The following is a 22,519-nucleotide window of genomic DNA, read 5'->3' as shown; positions in this document are numbered from 1 at the left end:
CGATGAGTGAGGTCGCACCGAAGCCAGGGCAGGGGCAGGGGTCTGGTCCTGTGCCGGGGCCGAAACCCGGCCCTGCATCTGTACCTAACCCGGCACCTAGCCCGGCGGCGATGCCCGGTGCGCGCGAGGTAACTCCGGAGGATGTCCGCGAGCAGGTTGCGGCCGCACTGTCCGCACCTGCGCCGACGCCGCAGGAGAGAGTCGCGCAGTTTGAGCGAGCGCATGAGATTTTGTATGAGGCCCTGGGCTCGTCACGCAGGGAAGGAAAGTGAACGCGGTGGCAAAGAAAGCTCCTAAGCGCAGGCTCGATGCGGAGCTGGTGCGAAGGAAGATCGCTCGCTCCCGTGAAGCGGCAGTGGACATGATTAAGGCCGGCCGAGTGGAGGTCGGTGGTTTTGTTGCCTCCAAGCCCGCGACTGCGGTGACAGGCGACGTGTCCATTCGCGTCAGTGGTCTGGAAGAAGACGAGAACTGGGCTTCGCGCGGTGCACACAAGCTGCTCGGCGCGCTGGAAGCTTTCGAGCCGCAGGGCCTGGACTTGAAGGGCCGGAAGGTGCTGGATGCCGGCGCCTCCACAGGCGGTTTCACCGATGTGTGCCTGCGCCGCGATGTCGAGACCGTCTACGCCGTTGATGTCGGCTACGGTCAGCTGATTTGGCGCCTGCAGGATGACCCACGGGTGGTTGTGCTCGACCGAACTAATGTCCGCACGCTGACCCCGGAGATACTTGGCGGCACGGCCGATGTCATGGTTGGCGACCTGTCGTTTATTTCTTTGAAGCTGGTCCTGCCCGCAATTGTCTCCTGCCTCGACGAGGGCGCTGACCTGCTGCCAATGGTCAAGCCGCAGTTCGAGGTGGGCAAGGAGCGCCTTGGCTCCGGTGGTGTCGTGCGCAGCGATGCACTGCGTCAGGAAGTTGTCCAGGAAGTCGCCGAATACGCCCGCACTCTGGGGCTGTCCTTCCGCGCAGCCGTGGCCAGCCCGCTGCCGGGTCCGAGCGGCAACGTGGAGTTCTTCCTGTGGCTGGTGAAAGACGGCGGCGCCAGCGATATTGGTGATGAGGCTATGGCTGCGGCCATCGCCAAGGCTGTTGAGGAGGGGCCGCACAATGACTAGCGCGAAGACTCACTCACGGGAAAGCAAGCCCAAGACCAGCGCCGGCAAGCGCGAGATCCTGCTGGTCCCGCACACCGGCCGCAGCGCCAACCTGGAAATGGCCGCCGAGGCTGCCGAGCTGCTTGAGGCCGCGGGTATCGATATCCGCGTGCTGGCCGGTAAGAACCCGGAGGCGCTGGCCGCGCACCCAACGCTCGGTAAGTACCCGCGTTACTGGCATTCCCCGCAGGCGGCGTCGGGATGCGAACTCGTCCTCGTCCTCGGCGGTGACGGCACCTTCCTGCGCGCCGCAGATATCGCGCACTCGGCTGACCTGCCGGTGCTCGGCATCAACATGGGGCACGTGGGCTTCCTCGCCGAGTGGGAGCAGGAGTCCATGACGGAGGCGATTAGTCGCGTCATCAAGCGCTCCTGGCGTATCGAGGACCGCATGACCATCCGCGTCACCGTCCGTGACACCACCGGCCGTGTGATTGGTTCCGGTTGGGCGTTGAACGAGGTCAGCATCGAAAACGTCAACCGCCGTGGCGTGCTGGATGTCATCCTGGAAGTCGATGGTCGCCCGGTGAGCTCCTACGGCTGCGATGGCGTGCTGATTTCCACGCCGACCGGCTCCACCGCCTACGCCTTTTCCGCAGGTGGGCCTGTGCTGTGGCCGGAGCTCGATGCCATGCTGGTCGTGCCTAACAACGCCCACGCGCTGTTCTCCCGCCCGCTGGTAATCTCTCCGCATTCGACCATCGCTATTGAGACCAACCACGACACCGCCGAGGCGATCGCGGTGCTCGACGGCTTCCGCAACATCACCATGCCGCCGGGTAGCCGCATCGAAATCGAGCGCGGCGCGCAGCCGGTGCGCTGGGTGCGTCTGGACGATCAGCCGTTCGCCGATCGTCTGGTGCACAAGTTCCGCTTGCCGACGTCCGGGTGGCGCGGCCCCGCAGAGGCGCAATAGCCTTTCACCCAACGGCAGACAAGACCCGACACTTCAAGGGAAGGACTGATTGCAAGCGCCATGCTGACTGAGATTTCCATCCGCGACCTCGGCGTTATCCCTGACGCGACGCTTGAATTCAGCCCAGGCCTGACCGTACTCACAGGCGAAACCGGTGCGGGTAAGACCATGGTGGTCACCAGCCTCAAGTTGCTCTGTGGCGCGCGTGCCGACGCCGGCCGCGTGCGCACCGGCGCCGACAAAGCCTTGGTGGAAGGCCGCGTTTCCACCGAACACCTCTCGGAGGAAGAGTCAGCCACCATCGATGCTGTGGTTTCTGAGCTCGGCGGCGTGCGCGATGAGAATGACGAGTACCTGCTTGCTCGACAGGTCTCCGCGAAGGGCCGCTCCCGGGCGTGGGTTGGTGGCCGGAGTGCGTCGGCTGCTGCACTGGCGGATGTCTCCACCCGCCTGATTGCCATTCATGGCCAGAATGATCAGCTGCGCCTGCAAGGCGCCGATGAGCAGCGTGCGGCCATCGACCGCATGGATGCCGACACCATCGCGCCAACCCTGGAAACTTATCGTCAGCAGCGCTCACACTGGCGCACCCTGGTCAAAGAACTGGAAGAAAAGACCTCTAAGCGCCGCGAGCTGGCCATGCGTGCTGACCAACTCAGCTTCGCCATCGAGGAAATCGACGCAGTCTCGCCGGAGCCGGACGAGGACCAGGACCTGGCCTCCCAGATCCGGCGCATGCAGGACCTGGACGGTCTCCGCGACGCGGCGGCCGTGGCGCTTGCCGCCATTGACGGTGCCGCTGCCGTGAGCACTACCGGCATGGATGCCGCCACCGAGGACTCCGGTGCCGCCGAACTCCTCGGAGCCGCCGCAAACGAGCTCGCCGGCGCCAATGATGACGAGCTCACCGAGTTTTCCAACCAGCTCAATGAGCTGACCAGCCAGCTCTCCGAAATTTCCGTTGGTCTCGGCGCGTTTCTCTCTGGCCTGCCGGAGGAAACCGAGTCCCTGGACAAACTCATGCAGCGCCAGGTGGAGATCAAGAACCTCACCCGTAAGTACGCCCCGGACATCGCAGGCGTGCTGGCTTGGCGGGATAAGGCGGAGCGAAAGCTCGCCACGCTGGATGTCTCCGGCGAAGCGCTGGACAAGCTGACCGCAGAGATCAAGGCGGCGGAGAAGAAGCTCGGCACCACCGCGCGGAAGCTCTCCAAGGCTCGCGCAAAGGCCGCGAAGCACCTGGAAGAGGCCGTGACCAAGGAACTCAAGGGCTTGGCCATGCCACACACTTCGCTGGTGGTGGAGATCACCAAGGCCGACACCTTTGGTCCCGCTGGCGTGGACAACATCGAGTTCAAGCTCCGGGCCCACGAAGGTGCCGAGCCGCGCCCGCTGGCTTCTTCCGCATCCGGCGGTGAGCTTTCCCGTATCATGCTGGCATTGGAAGTTGTCCTCGCCGAAGGACAGGCCGGACACACGATGGTTTTCGATGAGGTCGATGCCGGTGTTGGTGGGCGCGCGGCTGTGGAGATTGGTAAGCGCCTGAAGCAGTTGGCGGTGAATAACCAGGTGATCGTCGTCACGCACTTGCCTCAGGTGGCGGCGTTTGCGGATACCCACTTGGTGGTCAGTAAGGATGCGCGCTCGGGTGCGGTGTCGTCGAAGGTGACGAGCCTGGGGGACGAGGAGCGGATTGACGAGCTCGCGCGGATGATGGCGGGCTTGGACGATTCGGACTCCGGACGTGCGCACGCGCAAGATCTTCTGGATCAAGCTCGGCGCGCCTTCGCGGCCAAGTAGCTGCACTTATGTTTCACTAAGTGCCATGAGTCTGTTCTCTCGGAACGAAAAAGATCTTCCTGGCATTTCGGGGACTGTGCGGGACGGTTCCCGCCTGGAGCGTGCGCTCAAGCGCATGGGCGAAGGCGACATCGTGGTGATTGATGCGCCGGATATCTCGCGTCCACTGGCACAGCAGTTGATTGATGCCAAGGTCGCCGCAGTGGTGAACACCGGCGCGTTTACCACGGGTTTTGTGCCGAATTACGGCCCGCAGATGATGCGCGACGCCGACATTGCGATGGTGCAGAACGCCGGCGCCGAGGTCTTCGAGAAGCTCAAGGACGGCAAGAACGCAAGGCTTCACGACGGCAAGCTCTACCACGGTGACCGCCTGATTGGGCAGGGCGACGAGGTCGACCAGGACGAGCTCGAGCGCGCCTTCGATGAGGGCCGCACCAGCATGGTCGACCGCCTGGAGGCTCTCTCCGGTAACTTGGTGGAGTTCGCCAAGACCGAGTCCCCGCTGTACATCGATGGCCTGGGTATTCCGGACGAGACGGAGCCGCTGCGTGGCCGCAAGGTCGTTGTGGTCAGCCCTGGTGAGGGACACCGCAAGACGCTGGAAGACTTGAAGAACTTCATTCGCGAGTACGAGCCGCTGCTCATCGGCGTCGATGCAGGTGCCGACACGCTCTTCGACCTGAAGTACGAGCCGGACTACATCATCGGCGACCCGGAGAACATCAACTCCGAGGCGCTGCGGTCTGCCGGTTGCGTGATCCTGCCCGCTGATCCGGACGGTCACGCAGTGGGCCTTGAGCGCATTCAGGACCTCGGCATTGGTGCTATGACTTTCCCGGCGCTGTCTGATTCCGCCACTGATCTGGCGCTGGTCTTCGCAGCGCATCACGACGCCGACATGGTCGTCTCCGTCGGCGCCCCGCAGAACATCGATAGCATCTACCACGCTGAGAACCAGAGCGGTGTGCCGTCGGCGTTGCTGTCGCGTTTGAAGGTCGGCGAGAAGCTTGTCGACGGTCGCATGGTCGCCGACCTCTACCAGGTCAATAGCCGTGGTTTCGGTGTGGCCTGGGCAATCCTCGCTATCTTTGTCGCCGTTGCGGTGATCTTTGCTATCGCTGGTACCTCCGGTGATGGCTCTGTCAGCGAGAATCTGATTGATACCTGGAACTCCATTGCACTGTGGTTCCAGGGGCTTTTTAAGTAGTTTTAGCGGTATTCGAGCACTATGAGCGCCTAAAAGTTTTCGGCTGTCAGAGCTGATTGAGGCGTCGGCGAAAGGAAAAAGGGACGGGCGATGGCGAAGAAGCGCAGGAGCGGGAAGTTTACAGCCGGTGTGACAGGCGCTGCCCTCGGTGTTGCGGCAGGTGCTGCGCTGGGTGCTTATGTGCTGAACCCCGCTGGTGCTGGTATTGATTTCGGCACCGGTGCCGCCTCTGAGCGCGATGCCGCCGTCGCGCGTGCCGATGCACAGCAAGCGCGTGCCGATGAAGCCAACCGCATCATCGAGCCCATCGTCGGGGAGATTGTCAAGGACTCTTTGAAGGATGTACCGGTCATTGTTGTCGCCACGCCGGATGCCACGGATGAGCAGCTTGCAGGGGTTTCCGAGACCCTGCGCGCTGCTGGCGCTCCCGATGCGGGCGTGCTGAAATTGACCGATAAGTTCCTCTCTTCCGCTGGTGCGGATGAGTTGAAGGACACGGTTTCTACCTCGCTGCCGGCCGATGTGCAGCTGGATGCGGAGCGCCGTGAGCCGGGCCGCCAGGCTGGTCAGGCGTTGGCTCCGGTGTTGGAGCTGGATAAGGATGGGGGAGAGCGGGCTTCCGCTGCGGACAGAAAGCTGTTGCTGGAGGCCTTGAAGGGCGGCGGCTTCGTTGAGTATGACGAGGGGACTCTGCGTCCGGCTGCTGGCATTGTGATTGTTGGTAATCACGGCACTGTGTCACGCGCTGCGATTGATAAGGGCGAGGACCCGGAGTTCGGGGCTGGCCTGGTTGCCGATCTCGCTGTGGCACTGGCTGAGGGCTTCGGTGCTGGTGACGACGTGGCCGGTCATGTCGTGGTGGGGACTGACGGCTTCGGTAAGCGGGGCATCAGTGCCTTGCCTGATGAGCGCTGGGGCGCCGACCCTGCCGTGAAGCGTGTGGACGCTGTGTCGGATGCGGCGGGGCAGGTTGGGGTTGCGAGGGATCTTAAGGGGTAGAAGGGGCATGTCGAATCGAGCGGCAAGTGGCCCTAATCGACCTGCTTCATTTAGCGGAAGCATGAAGTCGCCAGGGATAAGCTTTGGCGAAAGTCTTTCCAACCATCAGGCAAAGTACTTCGCTCACGAGTTGGAGCGGAGCTACGCCAACGACCATGTTGGTAAGCTCGCTGGTTTGCTTTTCGACGCTCAGGTGGAGCCTAAGCCCCACCAGATTGAAGCAGCGTTGTTCGCGTTGAAGGGGAACACGACAAGAGGCGTCATACTGGCTGATGAAGTCGGCCTCGGTAAGACGATCGAGGCGGGTATTGTTATTACGCAGTATTGGGCAGAGCGTAAACGCCGAATCCTTATTATCGCACCCGCGAGTCTTCGCCAACAGTGGAAACAGGAGCTTTACGAGAAGTTTCTAATCCAATCCGAGTTGCTTGACTCGAAGTCCAAGGCCTCACTTTTGGCTAACAAGGAGCCTGGTCAAGTCCTGATTGCTTCCTACGAATTTGTTCAGCAGAACAAAGCTGACCTGATGCGCACTTGGGACTTGGTGGTTGCCGACGAAGCGCATCGTCTGCGCAATTTTTATAAAGGTAAGCAGCACGCCAAAGTAGCGCATTCGGTCGGTGAGGTTTTTGATGGCGCGAGCAAAGTAGTGCTGCTCACAGCAACCCCACTGCAGAATCGTCTTGAAGAGATCTACGGCCTTGTCTCGATTTTCGATCCGGAATACTTCAGGTCCATCGATGTCTTCCGCGAACGGTATGTGAAAACCGGAAGCACCGAATTTAGCCCCGATGACTTGGCGGAGCGCGTCGGCCAGTTGACCAAGCGCACCCTGCGCCGAGATGCGGAGAAGTACATCCGGTTCACCAAGCGCGACCCATTGACGGTGAAGTTCCAGCCTTCGCAGGCGGAACTGGATCTTTACGATTTGGTCAGTTCCTACCTACAGCGCGACACCCTGTATGCGTTCAATGATTCGCAGCGTGCACTGTCCTCGCAGGTGATGCGCAAGCGACTGGGGTCCTCGACGTACGCAGTAGGGATTACTCTTCGCAGAACCGCGAACCGGTTGGCGGAGGAACTGGCAGCTGGCCAACTCCAAAGTAAACGTAGGCCGCTGTTTGATTTCGACAGCGAAATGCTTGATGAAGAACAAGCAGCATATGAGGCCTTCGGAGACCTCGTTGAGCGGAACGAGGACTGGCCGGATCCAGCGGTCCGCAAGCAAGTACAACTGGAGATTGATGAGCTCAACGAATATGCATCACTAGCAGAATCCATTCACCAGAATCAGAAGTCGCTGAAACTAGGGGAGGCCATTGAGCGTGGTTTCTCACGCCTCCGCGAAATTGGGGCACCTGAAAAAGCCATCATCTTTACTGAGTACAGCGATACCCAAAGCTTCATCGCCGAGACGCTGCGACAAGCAGGCTACGGTGACGGGCTGGTGCTGTTCAACGGCCAAAACGACTCTCCTGAGGCGACTGCGATTTATCAAGAGTGGCTTGCAAAGAATGACGGTAGCGACGTCATTACCGGCAACCCGTCAGCGGATCGTCGAAAAGCTCTTGTTGATTACTTCCGCGATTCCGGCTCAATTATGATCGCTACGGAAGCAGCATCCGAAGGTATCAACCTGCAGTTTTGCTCGATGCTGATCAACTACGATTTGCCATGGAATCCGCAGCGAGTAGAACAACGTATCGGTCGCATTCACCGTTATGGCCAAAAGCACGACGTTGTAATCGTTAACTTCTTCAATGAGGGCAATGCCGCTGAGGCGCGCATTCTGGAGCTGCTGGAAAATAAGTTCCATCTCTTCGACAGCGTCTTTGGAGCAAGTGACGAAGTGCTGGGCCGCATTGAAAGCGGGTTCGATTTCGCTCAAGAGGTTGCAAAGATCTACGACAGCTACCGCACTGCTGAAGAGATCAATCAGGCGTTCAAAGAGCTGGAAGAAAAGTATGCGGACACGGTCAGTAAGGACATGGCCGAGGCAAAAGCTAAAGTTTTCGATAACTTTGACCCATCGGTTCGCGACCGCTTGAAGTCTTACGATGAGCAATCTGGTGAGGTACTCAACAAATTTGAGCAGCTGCTCCTACTGTTGACAATCAATCGCCTGCAGGACCTGGCTGCTTTCGAAGGTGATGGTCGTAACTTTGTTCTGAGAATGGCGCCATCGGTAGGTATTGCGACTGGCCGTTACCACTTCAAGTCCTCGCCGAGCGGTAATTCTAAGCAGTATCGCTATCACAGTGACCTGGCGAAGTACGTTATTGATAGTGCTATGACGGCAGCTACCCCGCGGCAGACGCTTGTCTTCGACATCAGTAAGTCTGACCGAGTCAGCTCTCGCATGAAGGAACTAGCTGGGCAGTCCGGTTCGCTGAGCGTTCGGGGTCTGACATTCAAGATGAGAGCAAACGACAGCGATATTTCCGAGAGCTACTTGCTCGCTGCAGGAATAACTGATTCCGACGAGGTACTGAACCAAGAAGATGCAGCAGAGATGATGGATCTGCGCGTCGTCGACTCATTGAATATAGCTGAGCCGCTGAATACCGATTTGTTTGCGACAGTGATCGAGCGGCAGCGGGAGACTCTGGAAAAGGAAGTCCAACACCGCAACTCGAGCTACTACAACCAGCAAGAGGAATTGCTTGAGAGCCAGATTCTTGACCTCGACACAGAACGCAGGAAAGCCGTTCGTGAGCTTGAAAAGAAGCGGAAGGACCTGCGCAAGAAAGCTACTCAAGCCGACGACCCGATGGAGCAACTGAGGTTCAAGAAGAAGGCCAGAAATCTTGATGACGAGATTGATTTGATCGAGGACCAATATCGAAGAGAGAAGCGAAACTTGCGCGACAATGTCGACGAGTTGCTTGTTCTAATCAGGCAGTCGCTTCAAGGTAAAAGGTCTGAAAAAGAGCTGTTCACTATCCGGTGGCAAATCAAGGCGTAAACGAAGTTAGTTAAAGGGAAAACAATGAGCGAAGAGCGAGACATGATCAACGAAGTTCCTGGCAGCACCCCAGAGTTCCGAACGGAGCTGGCGGCGCAGCTCGCCGAATTGGCTCCGGAAGCGATTGCCGACGGCAAGATTGACGTGGAGAAACTCAAGGAGCTTCTCGAGGGCGACGCCTCAGACACCAGCGAACGTTTCGGCCTGTTCTGGCCAGGTAAGAAGCGCGCTATGCGCGCAGCGCAGACGCCGACGACTGCAACGCTTCGCCCGGATAAGGAAAACTCCAAAGACTGGGACACCACAAAGAACGTGTTCATCGAGGGCGATAACCTCGAAGTGCTGAAGATCCTGCAGAAGCACTACCACGGCAAAATCAAGATGATTTACATCGATCCGCCGTACAACACTGGCAAAGACTTCGTGTACCCCGACAATTACAAGGAGGGACTCGAGTCTTACCTCGAGTGGTCCAAGCAGCTCAACGAAGGCGGTAAGAAACTGTCGTCGAACTCAGAGTCCGAGGGCAGGTACCACTCCAACTGGCTCAACATGATGTATCCGAGGTTAAAGCTTGCTCGGAACCTTTTAACGAACGATGGCGTCATCTTCATTTCAATTGATGATCACGAAGTCGCACAACTTCGAAAGCTCCTCGACGAGATTTTTGGCGAATCCAATTTCATCGAAGGCTATATATGGGAAAGCAATTTCCGACCAGATAATTCTTCTCGAATAGAACGAGAAAATGCGCAACACGTTCTTTGCTACGCGCGCAATAAAGGCCATATTCAAGCTTTAGTAGGAACTGAGAAAGCAACAGATGGTCTGCCATCGCTAACAAAAAACTCCATGAAACGCTCTACGCTTTCTTTAGAGCCAGAATGGGTGGATTTACTCATACCCGATGGCCTTTATGCGCCGGGAGAAAAAGCTGGGGGGTACGTATTAGAAGATGCCCTATCTGTACAAAACGGCATCGCACAGAGTGCCTTCCGGATTACCGGAAGAGTCATTTGGTCACAAGCCTACCTTGAAGATCAAGTCAAGGATGGAACGAGAATCGTCATTAAGAGTGACGGATTTGTGCCATACTCTAAAAAAACTAAAACCGCCAGGTTGGCTCCTAATACCTTGATACCACGAGAAATCGCTGGAGATGTTCTTGCCGGAAATGCTGAAATTAAAAAACTGTTTGGTAAACAAGTTTTCAATCACCCGAAACCCACTACCTTGCTTAAGTATTTAATCCGGTCGGTTATGATTGATGCCCCTGATGGCATCGTCCTCGACTTCTTTGCTGGCTCGGGCTCAACTGCTCACGCAACGATGTCCTTAAACTCAGATGACTCTGGAAGTCGCAGCTGCATTTCGGTACAGCTTCCTGAACCGGTTCCTAATGGGTCAATCTCTGACAAAATGGGATTCAAAACTATTTCCGAGATATCCCGTGAACGTCTAGACCGGGCAGGATCAGTAATTACCAAATCGCTTGCCGGAGATACGAACTGCAGAGAAAATCTATTAGATACCGGTTTCCGGTCCTACAAGCTCGCGGACACCAACTTCACCAAGTGGCGTACCGACTCCGATACCGATGCGACTGAGCTCGAGCAGCACCTGTTGGATCTCCGTGAGAGCGCCGACGATAACGCCACCCCTGATGATCTTCTCACCGAAATCCTGCTCAAGCAGGGACACTCGTTGGTCGAGCAGATTCGCGACCGCGATATCGACGGCCTGCCGTATAAGGCGGTGGTCCGAGTCGATGACGAAGACGGCGAAGAAGACATCCTGGTGCTCGCGTACCTTGACGAACACACCAAGCCGACTCTGGCACAGCTTCGTGTGGCTATGGAGGTCAAGCCAGCCCAGCTCATAATGCTTGAGGACGCGTTCCAAGGCGACGACGAGCTGAAAACCAACTTGGCGCAAATCTGCAAGACCAATGGCATCGAGCTCTGGACGGCGTAGGGAACAAGCATGAAATTCAAGTTTGATGCCAAGCAGGAGTACCAGGTTCAGGCGATTGAATCAGTCACCGACCTGTTCGAAGGTCAGCCGAACGACGCCGGCGACCTTCTCACAACGTTCCGCACCGAACGAGTTCTTCCAGAGACAAGCAACCAGGCGCTCGACATAGATCTGAGTGAAGAGGTTGGGGCCGTCGGCAACAACTTTGTGCTGGATGAAGAAACTGTACTCGAGAATCTCAAGGTGGTACAGAACGAGCAAGGGATTGAACCTGCGAAAGAGCTTATTGACGGCCTCCAGTTCGACATCGAGATGGAGACCGGTACTGGTAAAACCTATGTGTACCTTCGCACGATTTTTGAGCTGGCGGAAAAGTACAACTTCACCAAATTCGTCATTCTCGTGCCCAGTGTTGCGATCCGCGAAGGCGTGAAGACAAGCATTGAGCTGATGCACGACCACTTCCGCCAGTTGTACCCCGCGTCGCCGTTTGACTACATGGTCTACAGCGGTAAGAACGCTGAGGAAGTGCAGTCCTTTGCGACATCGACGAGCATTCAGATCATGATCATGACGATTGGCTCTGTGCGCGGCCGCAGGAAAAACCTGATCATGAACCAAACCCGCGACAAGCTCAACGGACTGCGGCCGATTGACTTCCTGCGTGCGACACGACCAATTCTGATCATGGACGAGCCACAGAACATGGAGTCTGAGCTGTCCAAGACGGCTTTGGCCGGCATGGCCCCAGCGTTCATCCTTCGCTACAGTGCGACGCACCGCGAGACGCGAAACGTCACCTACCGCCTGGACCCGGTTGATGCGCATGAACTGAGGCTGGTCAAACAGATTGTTGTGGCGGAAGCGACGGAACATGGCGGCGACGCCAAGCCATACATCAAGCTACTTTCAATCGACGAGAAGACATTCCAAGCGAAAATGGAGCTTTTATGTCGAAAGAAAGATGGATCATTTGACCGCCGGGTCAAGACGGTGAAGCAGAACCAAGACCTCGAGAAGGTCACTGGTAACCCTGCTTACGGCAACAACTGGCGAATTAACGAGGTTAACATTGGGGAACCCGAGTTTATCGAGCTGACTAACCACGGAATTCTTCAAGTCGGAGAATCAATCGGTGGCAATGACGAGACCGTGCACCGTGAGATGATTCGTGAAACCATCCGCGAACATTTCCGCAAAGAGTCGCTGATGCGACATCTCGGTATCAAGGTGCTGAGCCTTTTCTTCGTGGATAAAGTGGCCAGTTATCTGGGCGACGGCTCCGACAACTCCACCGCCGACGGCAAGTTTGCCCAATGGTTCGACGAGCTCTTCATTGAGGAACGAGAACGATTCCCGAATTACAAAGAGCTGCTTCCACAAGATCCGATTGAGCTGCGGCGCGCGTACTTCTCACAGGTAAAAAAAGGAGTGTTTGGAGATACAAAAGGCGATGAAGCTAAGGATGATGACTCCTACGACCTGATTATGAAGGACAAGGCCCGCCTGCTGAGCGAAGACGAACCAGTGCGGTTCATCTTCTCCCACTCCGCGCTGCGTGAAGGCTGGGACAACCCGAACGTGTTCCAGATTTGCACTCTGCGTGAAATGGGTTCCGAGACCGAGCGCCGCCAAACAATCGGTCGAGGCCTGCGACTCCCCGTGAACCAGAACGGCGAACGTGTAGTGGACCGGTCCATTGCCCAACTCACCGTCGTCGCTAATGAGTCGTACCAAGAGTTCGCCTCGCACCTCCAAAAGGAATACACGAAGGCCGGCGTAGCGATTGGGTACATTCGCAAAGGAGACTTCGCCAAATTGCCGAAACCTGGTTCCGAAGAACAGCAGAACCTGGGGTACACCGCTTCTGTTGCAATCTGGGACCACCTGAGAGAACGTGGCTACCTCAACAAAGATGGCTTCGTCACCGAATCCTTCACCCCGGACGCCGATGACTTCACCCTTGGCTTGGCAGCAGAATACAGTCCGGTGGAACAGGCGATTATCGAAGTACTGCGACGTGCGAATATTGAGCATTACGTAAAACCGAAGCGTGCTCGAACGACGCGCAAGCTGAACAAGCAGCTGTACTTCCAATCACGCGAGTTTGAAGAGTTTTGGGAGAAGATCAGCCAACGTACGACCTATAGCGTCTCAGTTGATCGCGATGTACTAATCAAGAACGCCGTACAGAAGATCAAGAAAGCTGAAGAGATCGAACCCCTTCGAATCGAAGTGAAGAAAGCCAGACTGACTGTTGCTCGCGGTGGTACCAAGGGCTCCGAGACCAGCCGCCGCACCGCCGAACTGCGAGGCGGATACAAGCTGCCGGACATCGTGTCCGAGCTCCAAGAAGCAACATCGCTGACCCGAAAAACGATCATCGATATCCTCATCCAGAGTGACCGGCTTGACGAGTTCATCGCCAACCCAAACGACTACATCAAGATGGTCAAAGGCATCATTGAGGCCGAACTCGCCGCCATTGTCACAGAGGGTGTGCAATACGAAAAGATCGGCGGCAGCGTGTACTCGCTCACCGAACTTCAGCAAGACGGCATCGAAGAAAAGCAGTACTTCCTGGACAACTTGTACAAGGTCAAAAACCGCGAGAAAACCGACTACGATTTCGTCGTCTACGACTCGGAAGCCGAGCGCCGGTTCGCCGAGCTCCTCGACGACCGCGAGGACATCAAACTGTTCCTGAAACTACCGCCGAAGTTCAAGATTGATACCCCGGTCGGGCCATACAACCCCGACTGGGCAATCGTGAAACAGGTAGACGGAAAAGACAAGCTGTACATGATCCGCGAAACAAAGAGCACGATGATCGAGCATCTCCTGCGTACAACCGAGCAAGCCAAGATTGATGCCGCTCACGAGCATTTCAAGACAATCGGTGTTGACTACGCGAAGGCGTCTCCGGCGAATTGGAACCTTGATTAACGAGGGGGCGACAGATGATGCATATGAATTCGGTTATCAGCGAAGAAGTCCACTCGGGTGATAAGAGGAAATTCCATGACTGGTAGGGGACCGAAAACGGTTGAGTCGATTTGGTTATCTCGGTTGAGCGTACGTAATTTCAGATCATGTAAAGATACTGAGGTCAAGTTTCAGCCTGGAATCACGCTGATAGTCGGCGAAAATAATGCAGGAAAGTCAAACATAATTGACGCGATACGTCTTGGACTAGATCCGCTGGGTGGACGAGCCACTCGGTATTTTGAAGCTGACGATCTCTCTGATGGGGCATCGGGCCCAATAGAGGTTGGCCTAGAATTCGCAGGGGCGACAGATTTTCAGAAGGCATTGTTTATTAACGGCCTAAACATAGAGCGGGGAACGATCCATTATCAGACTAAATTCTGGCCGCCAACGCAAGATTTGCCTCGTGGTAAACGGCTCCGGACTGCTGGTGTACCAAGCGGCATTGACTCGGATTTAGATGGACGTTCAAAAATTAATTGCGTTTATGTGGAGCCACTTCGCGATGCTAAGTTCCAACTCGATTCAGGCAATGGTCGACGACTCGGCACGATTCTCAATGCCCTTCTTGACGAGGAAGGTAAAGCAGAGTTTGAAAATCGAGCGAAAGCGGCTTTCGACAGCATCGCATCGGAAGACCCGGTCACGAAAGTCAATTCTACGATTCAAACTCATCTTGCGGCCCTAACTAATCCTATCCGGGGCCAAAAAGTCGAGGTAGGCTTCGATTCGCCAAGACTAGAGAAGCTAGCGCGTAGTCTTCGGATGAAAATGGCCGAAGAAGGGGTTAGCCCACGAGACCTGAGTTCATCAGGCCTGGGCTATGCAAACTTACTCTTCCTCTCAACAGTGCTCCTTGAGCTTTCAGTAGTACGGGATTCAGAGTTGACAGTGCTCCTTATTGAAGAGCCGGAGGCGCACCTTCATCCCCAATTACAAAGTGTTCTTCTTAACTTCTTGCGTAAGGCTGCAGAAGGTGAATTTGATGAAGCAGCCGATGTCAAGATTGGCGGTAGATTGCAAGTAATCGCGACTACTCACTCACCGTCGATTGCCAGTGCCGTTGGAGTCAAAGATATAGTTGTGGCCAGATCGGACGAGGAATCGGGTACCTACGCGCTGGATCTATGCTCAATTGATTTTGGTAAAGGAAAAGAAGGAGAAAACAACGTTCGAAAGATAAATCAATATCTCGATGTAACACGGTCTGAACTGTTGTTCGCTCGGCGAGTACTACTTGTAGAGGGGATTTCTGAAGCTGTTCTGTTGCCCGCAATCGCTGAGCGAGTTCTTAGAAATGATGTAGAGAAGCTCCAAAGATTCAAGGCTTCTAGCATTATCATTGTCGGATCGGTTGATTTTAAACCGTATATCAAGCTACTTACGCATTCTACCTCGGCTACGAAGAGGCTTGTTGAGAAAGTAGCAATATTGACAGATCAAGATCCTGATCTAGGTTCTGCGGCCAGGGGCGAATCCTTGGAGTTAGAGTCTGCAGAAGATGCGAAGGAAAATGCTCGTCGGAAAATAATTGTTACTCCGTATACATTAGAAGTGTCACTTTTGGGGGACAATAGCGAAAATCTAGATCTTCTCGAAGAAGCATATTTACGGCAGCACCCTAAGTCGAGCGATAAGTGGCAGAAAGTAAAAGATAGCGCGGATCCGCAACAAACAATGTACGAAATGATGCGTCCAGGCTTATCTTCTCGCGAATCGCTGGATATTTTGAAGGGACAGTTTGCGCATGACCTGGCGATACTCTTGCGCGAGAATGACTTCAATGAAGAGAATAAGTTTCGTTTCGCGTGCCCCAAGCATCTAGATGATTTAATCAATTTTATGACGCGTGATTGACCATGGAAGATTTTAGACCAACGCCTGATCAGAAAGCGCTGATTGAACACTCAGGGGAATCCCTATTTGCCACTGCGGTTCCTGGTGCCGGGAAAACGAGAACTATGGCGCAGCGTTTCATCCGGCTCACAAATTCTTCTGAACCTGGCGAAGATTACCGCGGAGTCGCTGCTCTTTCGTTTACAAGGGTTGCATCGGAAGAGATTGATAAGAAGGTTAATATCGATGGGGGCAACGGAGTGTCACCTAACTTCATTGGTACTATTGATAGTTTTCTTCGTCGATTTCTTGTAATTCCAATGGTTAAAGCTAAATTAGGTCTCGTTCCAGATTTTCGTGATGAGTGGACTGAATTTGGCGAGTTGAGTTATTTTGAAATCCCGAAGGGTGTGTTTAGGAACTCTTATCTAAAACGAGCTTCACTTGCGGAAGTTGATTTGGTCAATCAAAAGGTCCCTTCCGTATTGTTGAAAAAGGGTGGCTTTTATCGAGAAGGACTATCGAGGGAATATTGCCGCAAGAAAGTACTAGAGAAGGCCGACGAGCGAAGGAAAGAGCTGAATCGGCGGGGATACTTCGATGCCTTTTCAGCAAGGCGGGTTTCCAATTATATCCTTAAGAAGAATTCTTACGGTCTCATCGATATAATTGCAGCTCGATTCCGTGAGATAATTTTGGATGAGGCTCAGGATTGCAATTCGACCGACTTGTTACTACTCAAGAGTCTGCACGACCGAGGTGTGAGGCTCACGCTGATTGGTGATCTCAATCAAGACATTTACAAATTCAGGGGCTCTGATGCCCAAAAAGTCCGTGAATTCTGTCTGCAACGTCAGTTTAAAGAGATAACGATGAAAGCCAATTTTCGTAGTACTCCCGAAATTTGTGATTTGGTAAGCTACCTCCGCTACGGTGACTCCGTCGTGGACGCTCCTGAAAGGCCAGGTGAAGGGAACCTTATCAAGGTATTTGGGTACGACGATTTATCCAAGGTGGCTGATTTATGCGATGAAATTGACGCTTTTGACAACGGCAGGGCAACATCGACAATCTTAGCCGCAACCCATGAACTAGTTGCCGAGGCGAGTAGAAGTAAAAGCAAGAAGCCCGTAACTGTAATCTCCAAGACAAAAAGAATCTTGGTGGGTATACTTCTGTTGCTAGATGCTTTTGGCTCTCCATCCCAAAGAATGAGGGGTATTAGGCTTATTGAAACTGGAATTATAGAAAATTGTGAATTCATCGACGGGACTGAGATTTCTGGTCGCGCCCTCTTCGAGGAGAAGGCTCTACTACATGGGGGAACAACAGCTTTGATAGCGCTCCACGTGGCCTTCGGGGTGAAGAAGTGCCTGCAAGATGGTGGCCGACGGAAAGCGGTCTTGAATCAACTTATTGGCATATTAAACGAATGGGGGATTCGCCCTAAGAAAGCTGCGCGGTTACTGCCAAGTGGCCAGAGCTGGGACGAAGTTCTATCAAGTGCTGACCGTACTTCACTTAACGTTGACGCTCAGACAATTCACGCTAGCAAAGGTGCTGAGTATGACCGTGTTGTCCTAGTCCTGAATAAAAGGAGTTCCCACAGTAGGTACGAATCTAAGGCAGAGAAGTTGCTCAATTTGCTTAGTGAAAACGAGGACGATGAGGCTCGACGCTTGTTCTATGTTGGCGCATCTCGAGCGCGTAACGAGTTAATTCTTGCAGTTGATAAACAACTACAGAGTGAACTTGAAAGACTCTTAATGATGAACTCGATAAGATTCGAGAGGATTAATTTATCACATCGATAGCGCGTCATTCTATTTTTTGAAGGGGCAAAGCCCCAACTATTTTAATAATGGTTCTCGATAGGGAATATTTAGGTAAAGTAAGGTTTGCGATTCTGTAAAACTTCCTCCGCCGAATGTGAGCGGTTATTATTTCGTGATTTATGAAGTTTTATCGATAATCAAATTATCTAGGAAAATGAGTGGGTCATAATATGGATGATTCCTCCTATTCGTTTTCGCTCGAAATAAGTTCGGGGAGGGTGATGCCGCCGTATTGCAGCATAAGCTCTAGTGGAATGGTACTTTTCAGTCGGTTTATTTCCCTTTCTAGCCAGTTACTTTCTGCGTATCGATGAACCTAATCATCGTGTTACAGGAACAATTTCTTTTTAGGATGCCAAATGGTCACATCAGGAAAGCAGGATCCGTCGCCGATGGAAATCAGAACTCTCGTTTTGCGGCCGTGGTGCTGGTCTTGGGGTGCTTGATTGAAGGTCTAGGTGGCAGGGAATCATCCATTATGTTGTTCGACTTGGCTGGCGATAGTACCGCTTTGGGGCTTCAGCGTTTGAGCATTGGCTGCCAGCTGGGGCAGGGATGAAGAAATCGGCTGCGTCGGGCTCGAAGAAAGTATCGGTTTGCACTGCTAGTAACGCGGGGATGTTGTCTACCGGTGATGCGGCTTCGTGAGGGGGCGTATAGTCACGGCATAGCCCGAGTACGGTGAATATGTGTTCTAAGGGGCTGTACATAGGATTCGGTATGCAAGATGCGGCATCCTAGTATCTTTGCACTGTGGACTTTGAGGGATTCTTGAGTCGCAGTGCGGCGTTAGACTCGATAATAAATCGTGTTGACGTTGAGCGCAGATTAATGATGAGTGTCGTTCTGATATCGCTGTGAGTCTAGTTGTCTAGTTAATCTTGACATAGCGTGGCTCTCAAAAAACGCCCCAATCGTGGACTCCACCTCCGCAGGCACATCCTCCAGCGCAATTGGCTCCGACACAACGGTGTCCCAATCAATCTGGGATTCAGCAAGGAACTCCACAGCCTGTTCCAGATGCCGCGGTTCATAGTTATGGACACCGGTGATGGTGCGCCAGCCACGAACGAGCCACTCCGGATCGAGGGCATAGCTCGGGGAAGTTGCCACACTGCCTGCGAGGACGGCGCGGCCACCGATGTCGAGGCTGCCGATGCAGGTAGTGACTCCAATCTCACTGCCGGAGAACTCGAGGCTGACATCGAAAGGTGCTGGTTCGGCATCGTCACCAGCAGCTGACGGGGCGGGCACAACCGCGCCCAACTCTCGTGCCCACATCAGCCGCGTCACATCGCGGTCAATGGCCACAACCTCAGCAGCGCCTCCGCGAACAGCTGCCTCAACTGCAATGAGTCCGAGCATGCCAATGCCCATGACCAGGACGCGCTTTCCGGACACCGAGCCAGCCTGCTCCATACAAGCCATCACTGTGGCACCGGCGCAGGTGGCGATGGAGGCGGCGACATCGGGAACCGAGTCGGGGACTACTACCACCGGCTGATGGTTGCGCAGCACAATGTGGGAAGCATAGGTTCCCGAAAGAGACCAGTCGCTATCGAAAGCCTCGTGACCAGTCTTTTTCAAGTTCCGGCATTTAGCAGTCATGCCGCGTTCACAGCGGTCGCACTCCATGCATGGCGCGGTGACAGAGAACACGACGCGCTGGCCAACCTGCAAATCTGGGTTACGGGTGGCGCGGACGACTCCGACTCCCTCATGGCCAAGGACGCTGGGGCAAGGCGCGCTGCGGCGACCGAGCACGGTGTGACGGTCAGAGCCGCAAATCGTCGCAGTGGTGATTTCAACTAAGGTTTCGCCTTCTTGCAAAGCAGGGATGGCAACCTCTTGCATGCGAAAGTCGCTACCGCCGTGCCAGACAAGCGCCTGGGCCTTTTCCACCGGTGCCGTCGAAGTGGAAGATGCTGAGGGAGTCGGAGTTGTCATTAGCGTTGTGTGCTTACGTGGTCAGATTTAGAGTGCAGATCCTATTTTCCAACAATGTCCAGCAGGTTCGCGGAGGAATCCAGAATGTGGTCAGCGCCGAGAGACTTGAACTGTTCGCGGGTCAGGTGGCCGGTAAGAACGCCAACGCTGGTGACGCCAGCAGCCTGCGCGGAGCGGACATCGGCCTCGGTGTCACCGGAGCTGATGACAACCGACTTGTCGGTGATGCCGAGCTTCTCCATAACGGCCAGGATCTGGTCGGGCTTGGGGCGACCGTGCTCGACTTCGTCACCGGCGACAACTGTGTCGATAATTCCGTTGTCCCAGCCCATGGAGGAGACAATGATATCGACGATTTCGCGCGCAAAGCCCGTCGTCAAGCCAACTTTGATGCCCTTTTCGTGCAGTGCCTTCAGCATGTCTTCGACGCCTGGCAGTGGGGTTGGAGGGTTGTCCTTGTAGGTGCGAGCAAGTTCGGCGCGGAAGAACTCCCAGGCGTGGTTGTGGACCTCTGGCGTCGGTTCGATGCCGCCTTCACGGAGCAGATTGCCGATCGCCCAGAACTTTTCGGTACCCATGTAACGTTGGAAAGTCTCGTCGGAGTAGCGGGCACCTTCGCGTACGGTGGCTTCGCGGAGGACGCGGTAGACCTCATCACGGTCGTCGATGGTGGTGCCAGCCATGTCGAAGATAGCGAGCTGGTAAGTCATGGAGTTTTCCTTTTCAGTAGAAGGGGGCGGGGACTAAGGAGGGGATTAGCGGGCGGCGGCACGCAGCCACATGGACAGCGCCTCGACGACGAGGACGACAGCGACCATGAGAATGAGGATGTAGGTGACGACGTCGAACTGGTTGACTCGAGAGGTATTGAGCAGCTGGAAGCCAATGCCAGCTGTGCCGACGACACCCAGCAGCGTGGCCGAACGGATGTTGGTGTCCAACAGGTAGAGGCAGTGGGCAATGAACGACGGGATCGTCTGGTGAACGGTGGCGGGTACCTCCGTACTCAGGTTCCGGCTTGTGGATGCGGAGCCAGCTATGGTCGAGAGGCTGAATTACCCTCTGGACGTCGGCAAGCACATTCTGACCTTTGATACTGATTCGGGTTCCATCTACCGGCACCTGCTGGATAGTGGTGTGGACATTGCGTATTCGACGCACACCATTGATGCGGTTCCGGCCAATGAAGAGGATGCTGCACTGCTGAAGATTCAGATGGGGGAGCCTTTGCTGCGAGTCCGGCGCCGTGCATTCACGCTGGCCTGAGTGCCGATTGAGGCCTCCGATGACCGCTACCTGGCGAGTAAGGCGAACTTCTCGGTGACGACGGCACGGGGCAATGCGTCACCAATCTCGCTGCAGGCTGGGGAGGGCGTGCGGTAGGGGATTGTGGGGATTTTTTTGGGGGGGTGTCCCTATGTTTTTGTCAAGTGCCAGACCGATGTTGACGAGCACAGTCTTGGGAGTAGTTTCTTAGGCGTGCCTAGGAGCCGGCCAGCGTGTGCTGGTCGGCTTCGTCTTTGGGGCTTTATGCGGCGACGGGGCGTGGCGGGATTTCGCGGAAGAACTCCTTGTTTTTCAGCATCGCGTAGATGACATTGCATCGGCGTCGTGCCAGGCAGATGACTGCTGCGTTGTGGCGTTTTCCTTCAGCGCGTTTGCGTTCGTAATACCGCCGTGACGGTTCGTGGCTGCGGATAACTGCGAATGCGGAGTAGAACAAGGCGTTTTTCAGTCGTTTATTGCCTGACCGTGCCGGGAATTCACCTCTGATCGACGAACCGGATCGTCTAGTCACGGGTGCTATTCCAGCATAAGCAGCTAAGTGGCCAGCACTAGCGAAGTCGGAGCCATCACCGATCGCAAGAAGGATCTGCGCTGCGGTCTTGATGCCGACTCCGGGCATACTCATCAAGACCTCACAAAGAGGGAAATCAGCGAGCATCTCTTCAACCTGCTCAGCAATGGTGTTTCGTTGCTCTTTGAGGGCCTGGATGTTTGCAGCCAGTTGAGGAATTACTAACTCGGCGGCATCGCTTCCAGGCACGGTGACTGTTTGAGCTTTCAGCGCTGTAAAAATGTCGTCTACCAGCGGGGTGGGGTCTTTACGTGTGCGCTTGATCATCCAGTTCAACACTCGTTGGTATCCGGCTCTTTTTAGCCCCTGCGGTCCCTTGTAATGGATCAATAATTCCAGGATCGGCGTGCGAGTCAGGGTGCTACCAGCAAAAACTCGTTCCAGGCTGGGGTAGATCTGGGTGAGGACACTGCGAAGCCGATTGACAGTGCGAGTGCAATCGCGGGCGATGTCATCATCGAAGCCGGACAGCATCTTTAGGGCGGAGAGTACCTCATCATTGCGGTCGACGGCACGTAGCGTGTGGGGCATTGTGCGGGCGGTGTCGGCGATGATGAATGCGTCGCGTTTGTCTGTTTTTGCACGTCCCGGATAGAGATCTGCAGCTTTGCGCATCGCAAGACCTGGCAGGTATCCGACTTCGCAACCGCAGTCCCGGGCTACAGCAATCGGTAGTGCGCCGATGGTGTTGGGTTGGTCGACGATCACGAGCACGGTGCCAAGCTTCTGAAGCTGGTGAAAAACGCCTGCTAGTTCGGATTCGAGTTGAGGCAACGGTTTGTCGAAGACCTTGTTGCCATCACGGTCTAAGGCGCAGGCGTGGTGTTCAGATTTGCCGACGTCTAACCCAAGGAATATGTCGATGGAATGCTCCGGAGACATGATGAGCTCCTAGAAAACGAGATGGGTATGGCGTTGTTCCAGTCGCTGGTGTCATGACCTTCGTTGCAAGCACCCACGTTACAAAGAGACCTAGTTTAAAACTGGCCGTGTCCCTATCAGCTGTCATCGAAAGTCCTGGCACCCGGCGGCAAC

16 protein-coding genes are annotated in these 22,519 nt (G+C 55.0%); 12 read left to right on the top strand and 4 right to left on the bottom strand.

Annotated features, from left to right (window positions below):
- Positions 1-2: 2 nt before the first annotated feature.
- From ADB08_RS05505 to ADB08_RS05455, 11 genes are all read left to right on the top strand, one after another.
- On the top strand, positions 3-272 hold the full coding sequence (locus ADB08_RS05505; protein WP_048733379.1) for a hypothetical protein: 270 nt from the start codon (positions 3-5) through the stop codon (positions 270-272).
- Between the two features lie 5 nt (positions 273-277).
- Positions 278-1,117, top strand: a complete 840-nt coding sequence (locus tag ADB08_RS05500; protein ID WP_049171668.1) for a TlyA family RNA methyltransferase — start codon at positions 278-280, stop codon at positions 1,115-1,117.
- On the top strand, positions 1,110-2,072 hold the full coding sequence (locus ADB08_RS05495) for an NAD kinase (RefSeq protein WP_049171641.1): 963 nt from the start codon (positions 1,110-1,112) through the stop codon (positions 2,070-2,072). The genes ADB08_RS05500 and ADB08_RS05495 overlap by 8 nt, the downstream gene beginning before the upstream one ends.
- Positions 2,073-2,132: 60 nt before the next feature.
- The gene (gene recN / locus ADB08_RS05490) at positions 2,133-3,872 is read left to right on the top strand and encodes a DNA repair protein RecN (RefSeq protein ID WP_049171638.1); all 1,740 of its coding nucleotides are present in this window, start codon (positions 2,133-2,135) and stop codon (positions 3,870-3,872) included.
- A 25-nt stretch (positions 3,873-3,897) separates the two neighbouring features.
- On the top strand, positions 3,898-5,082 hold the full coding sequence (gene steA / locus ADB08_RS05485) for a putative cytokinetic ring protein SteA (RefSeq protein WP_049171635.1): 1,185 nt from the start codon (positions 3,898-3,900) through the stop codon (positions 5,080-5,082).
- Between the two features lie 90 nt (positions 5,083-5,172).
- Positions 5,173-6,081 (top strand): copper transporter, encoded by a 909-nt coding sequence (locus tag ADB08_RS05480; protein WP_049171632.1) that lies wholly within the window; start codon positions 5,173-5,175, stop codon positions 6,079-6,081.
- 7 nt (positions 6,082-6,088) lie between these two features.
- A complete protein-coding gene (locus tag ADB08_RS05475) occupies positions 6,089-9,046 on the top strand; it encodes an SNF2-related protein (RefSeq protein WP_080971491.1) in 2,958 nt (985 codons plus the stop codon).
- A gap of 24 nt (positions 9,047-9,070) precedes the next feature.
- Positions 9,071-11,020 carry a site-specific DNA-methyltransferase gene (locus ADB08_RS05470; protein ID WP_049171627.1) on the top strand — a complete coding sequence of 650 codons (1,950 nt, stop codon included), beginning with the start codon at positions 9,071-9,073 and terminating at the stop codon, positions 11,018-11,020.
- Positions 11,021-11,029: 9 nt separating this feature from the next.
- Complete coding sequence (locus tag ADB08_RS05465) at positions 11,030-13,966, top strand: DEAD/DEAH box helicase family protein (protein ID WP_049171624.1); 2,937 nt, start codon at positions 11,030-11,032, stop codon at positions 13,964-13,966.
- A 75-nt stretch (positions 13,967-14,041) separates the two neighbouring features.
- The gene (locus ADB08_RS05460; protein ID WP_053087317.1) at positions 14,042-15,865 is read left to right on the top strand and encodes an ATP-dependent nuclease; all 1,824 of its coding nucleotides are present in this window, start codon (positions 14,042-14,044) and stop codon (positions 15,863-15,865) included.
- A gap of 2 nt (positions 15,866-15,867) precedes the next feature.
- The gene (locus ADB08_RS05455; protein ID WP_049171622.1) at positions 15,868-17,658 is read left to right on the top strand and encodes a UvrD-helicase domain-containing protein; all 1,791 of its coding nucleotides are present in this window, start codon (positions 15,868-15,870) and stop codon (positions 17,656-17,658) included.
- Between the two features lie 849 nt (positions 17,659-18,507).
- Here ADB08_RS05455 and ADB08_RS05445 read toward each other — a convergent pair.
- Genes ADB08_RS05445 through ADB08_RS05435 form a run of 3 tightly spaced genes read right to left on the bottom strand, consistent with a single transcriptional unit; the run spans position 18,508 to position 20,567 of the window.
- Positions 18,508-19,626: an alcohol dehydrogenase catalytic domain-containing protein gene (locus ADB08_RS05445; RefSeq protein WP_080971490.1), complete on the bottom strand. Its 1,119-nt coding sequence runs from the start codon at positions 19,624-19,626 to the stop codon at positions 18,508-18,510.
- Positions 19,627-19,667: 41 nt separating this feature from the next.
- Entirely contained in the window at positions 19,668-20,336 is a 669-nt protein-coding gene (locus ADB08_RS05440) for an HAD hydrolase-like protein (RefSeq protein ID WP_049171618.1), read from the bottom strand.
- A gap of 45 nt (positions 20,337-20,381) precedes the next feature.
- The gene (locus tag ADB08_RS05435) at positions 20,382-20,567 is read right to left on the bottom strand and encodes a hypothetical protein (protein ID WP_049171615.1); all 186 of its coding nucleotides are present in this window, start codon (positions 20,565-20,567) and stop codon (positions 20,382-20,384) included.
- Between the two features lie 46 nt (positions 20,568-20,613).
- Here ADB08_RS05435 and ADB08_RS11780 point away from each other — a divergent pair, with 46 nt between their 5' ends.
- Complete coding sequence (locus ADB08_RS11780) at positions 20,614-20,892, top strand: UTRA domain-containing protein (RefSeq protein ID WP_255351586.1); 279 nt, start codon at positions 20,614-20,616, stop codon at positions 20,890-20,892.
- Between the two features lie 262 nt (positions 20,893-21,154).
- On the opposite strand, the gene ADB08_RS05425 is transcribed toward ADB08_RS11780, so the two are convergent.
- A complete protein-coding gene (locus ADB08_RS05425) occupies positions 21,155-22,366 on the bottom strand; it encodes an IS110 family transposase (protein ID WP_011273191.1) in 1,212 nt (403 codons plus the stop codon).
- Positions 22,367-22,519: the final 153 nt, after the last annotated feature.

This window comes from Corynebacterium sp. 239_CJEI, from assembly GCF_001055995.1.
In the GTDB taxonomy this organism is placed as follows: domain Bacteria; phylum Actinomycetota; class Actinomycetes; order Mycobacteriales; family Mycobacteriaceae; genus Corynebacterium; species Corynebacterium jeikeium_D.
This window is presented reverse-complemented; position numbering and strand designations above follow the sequence as displayed.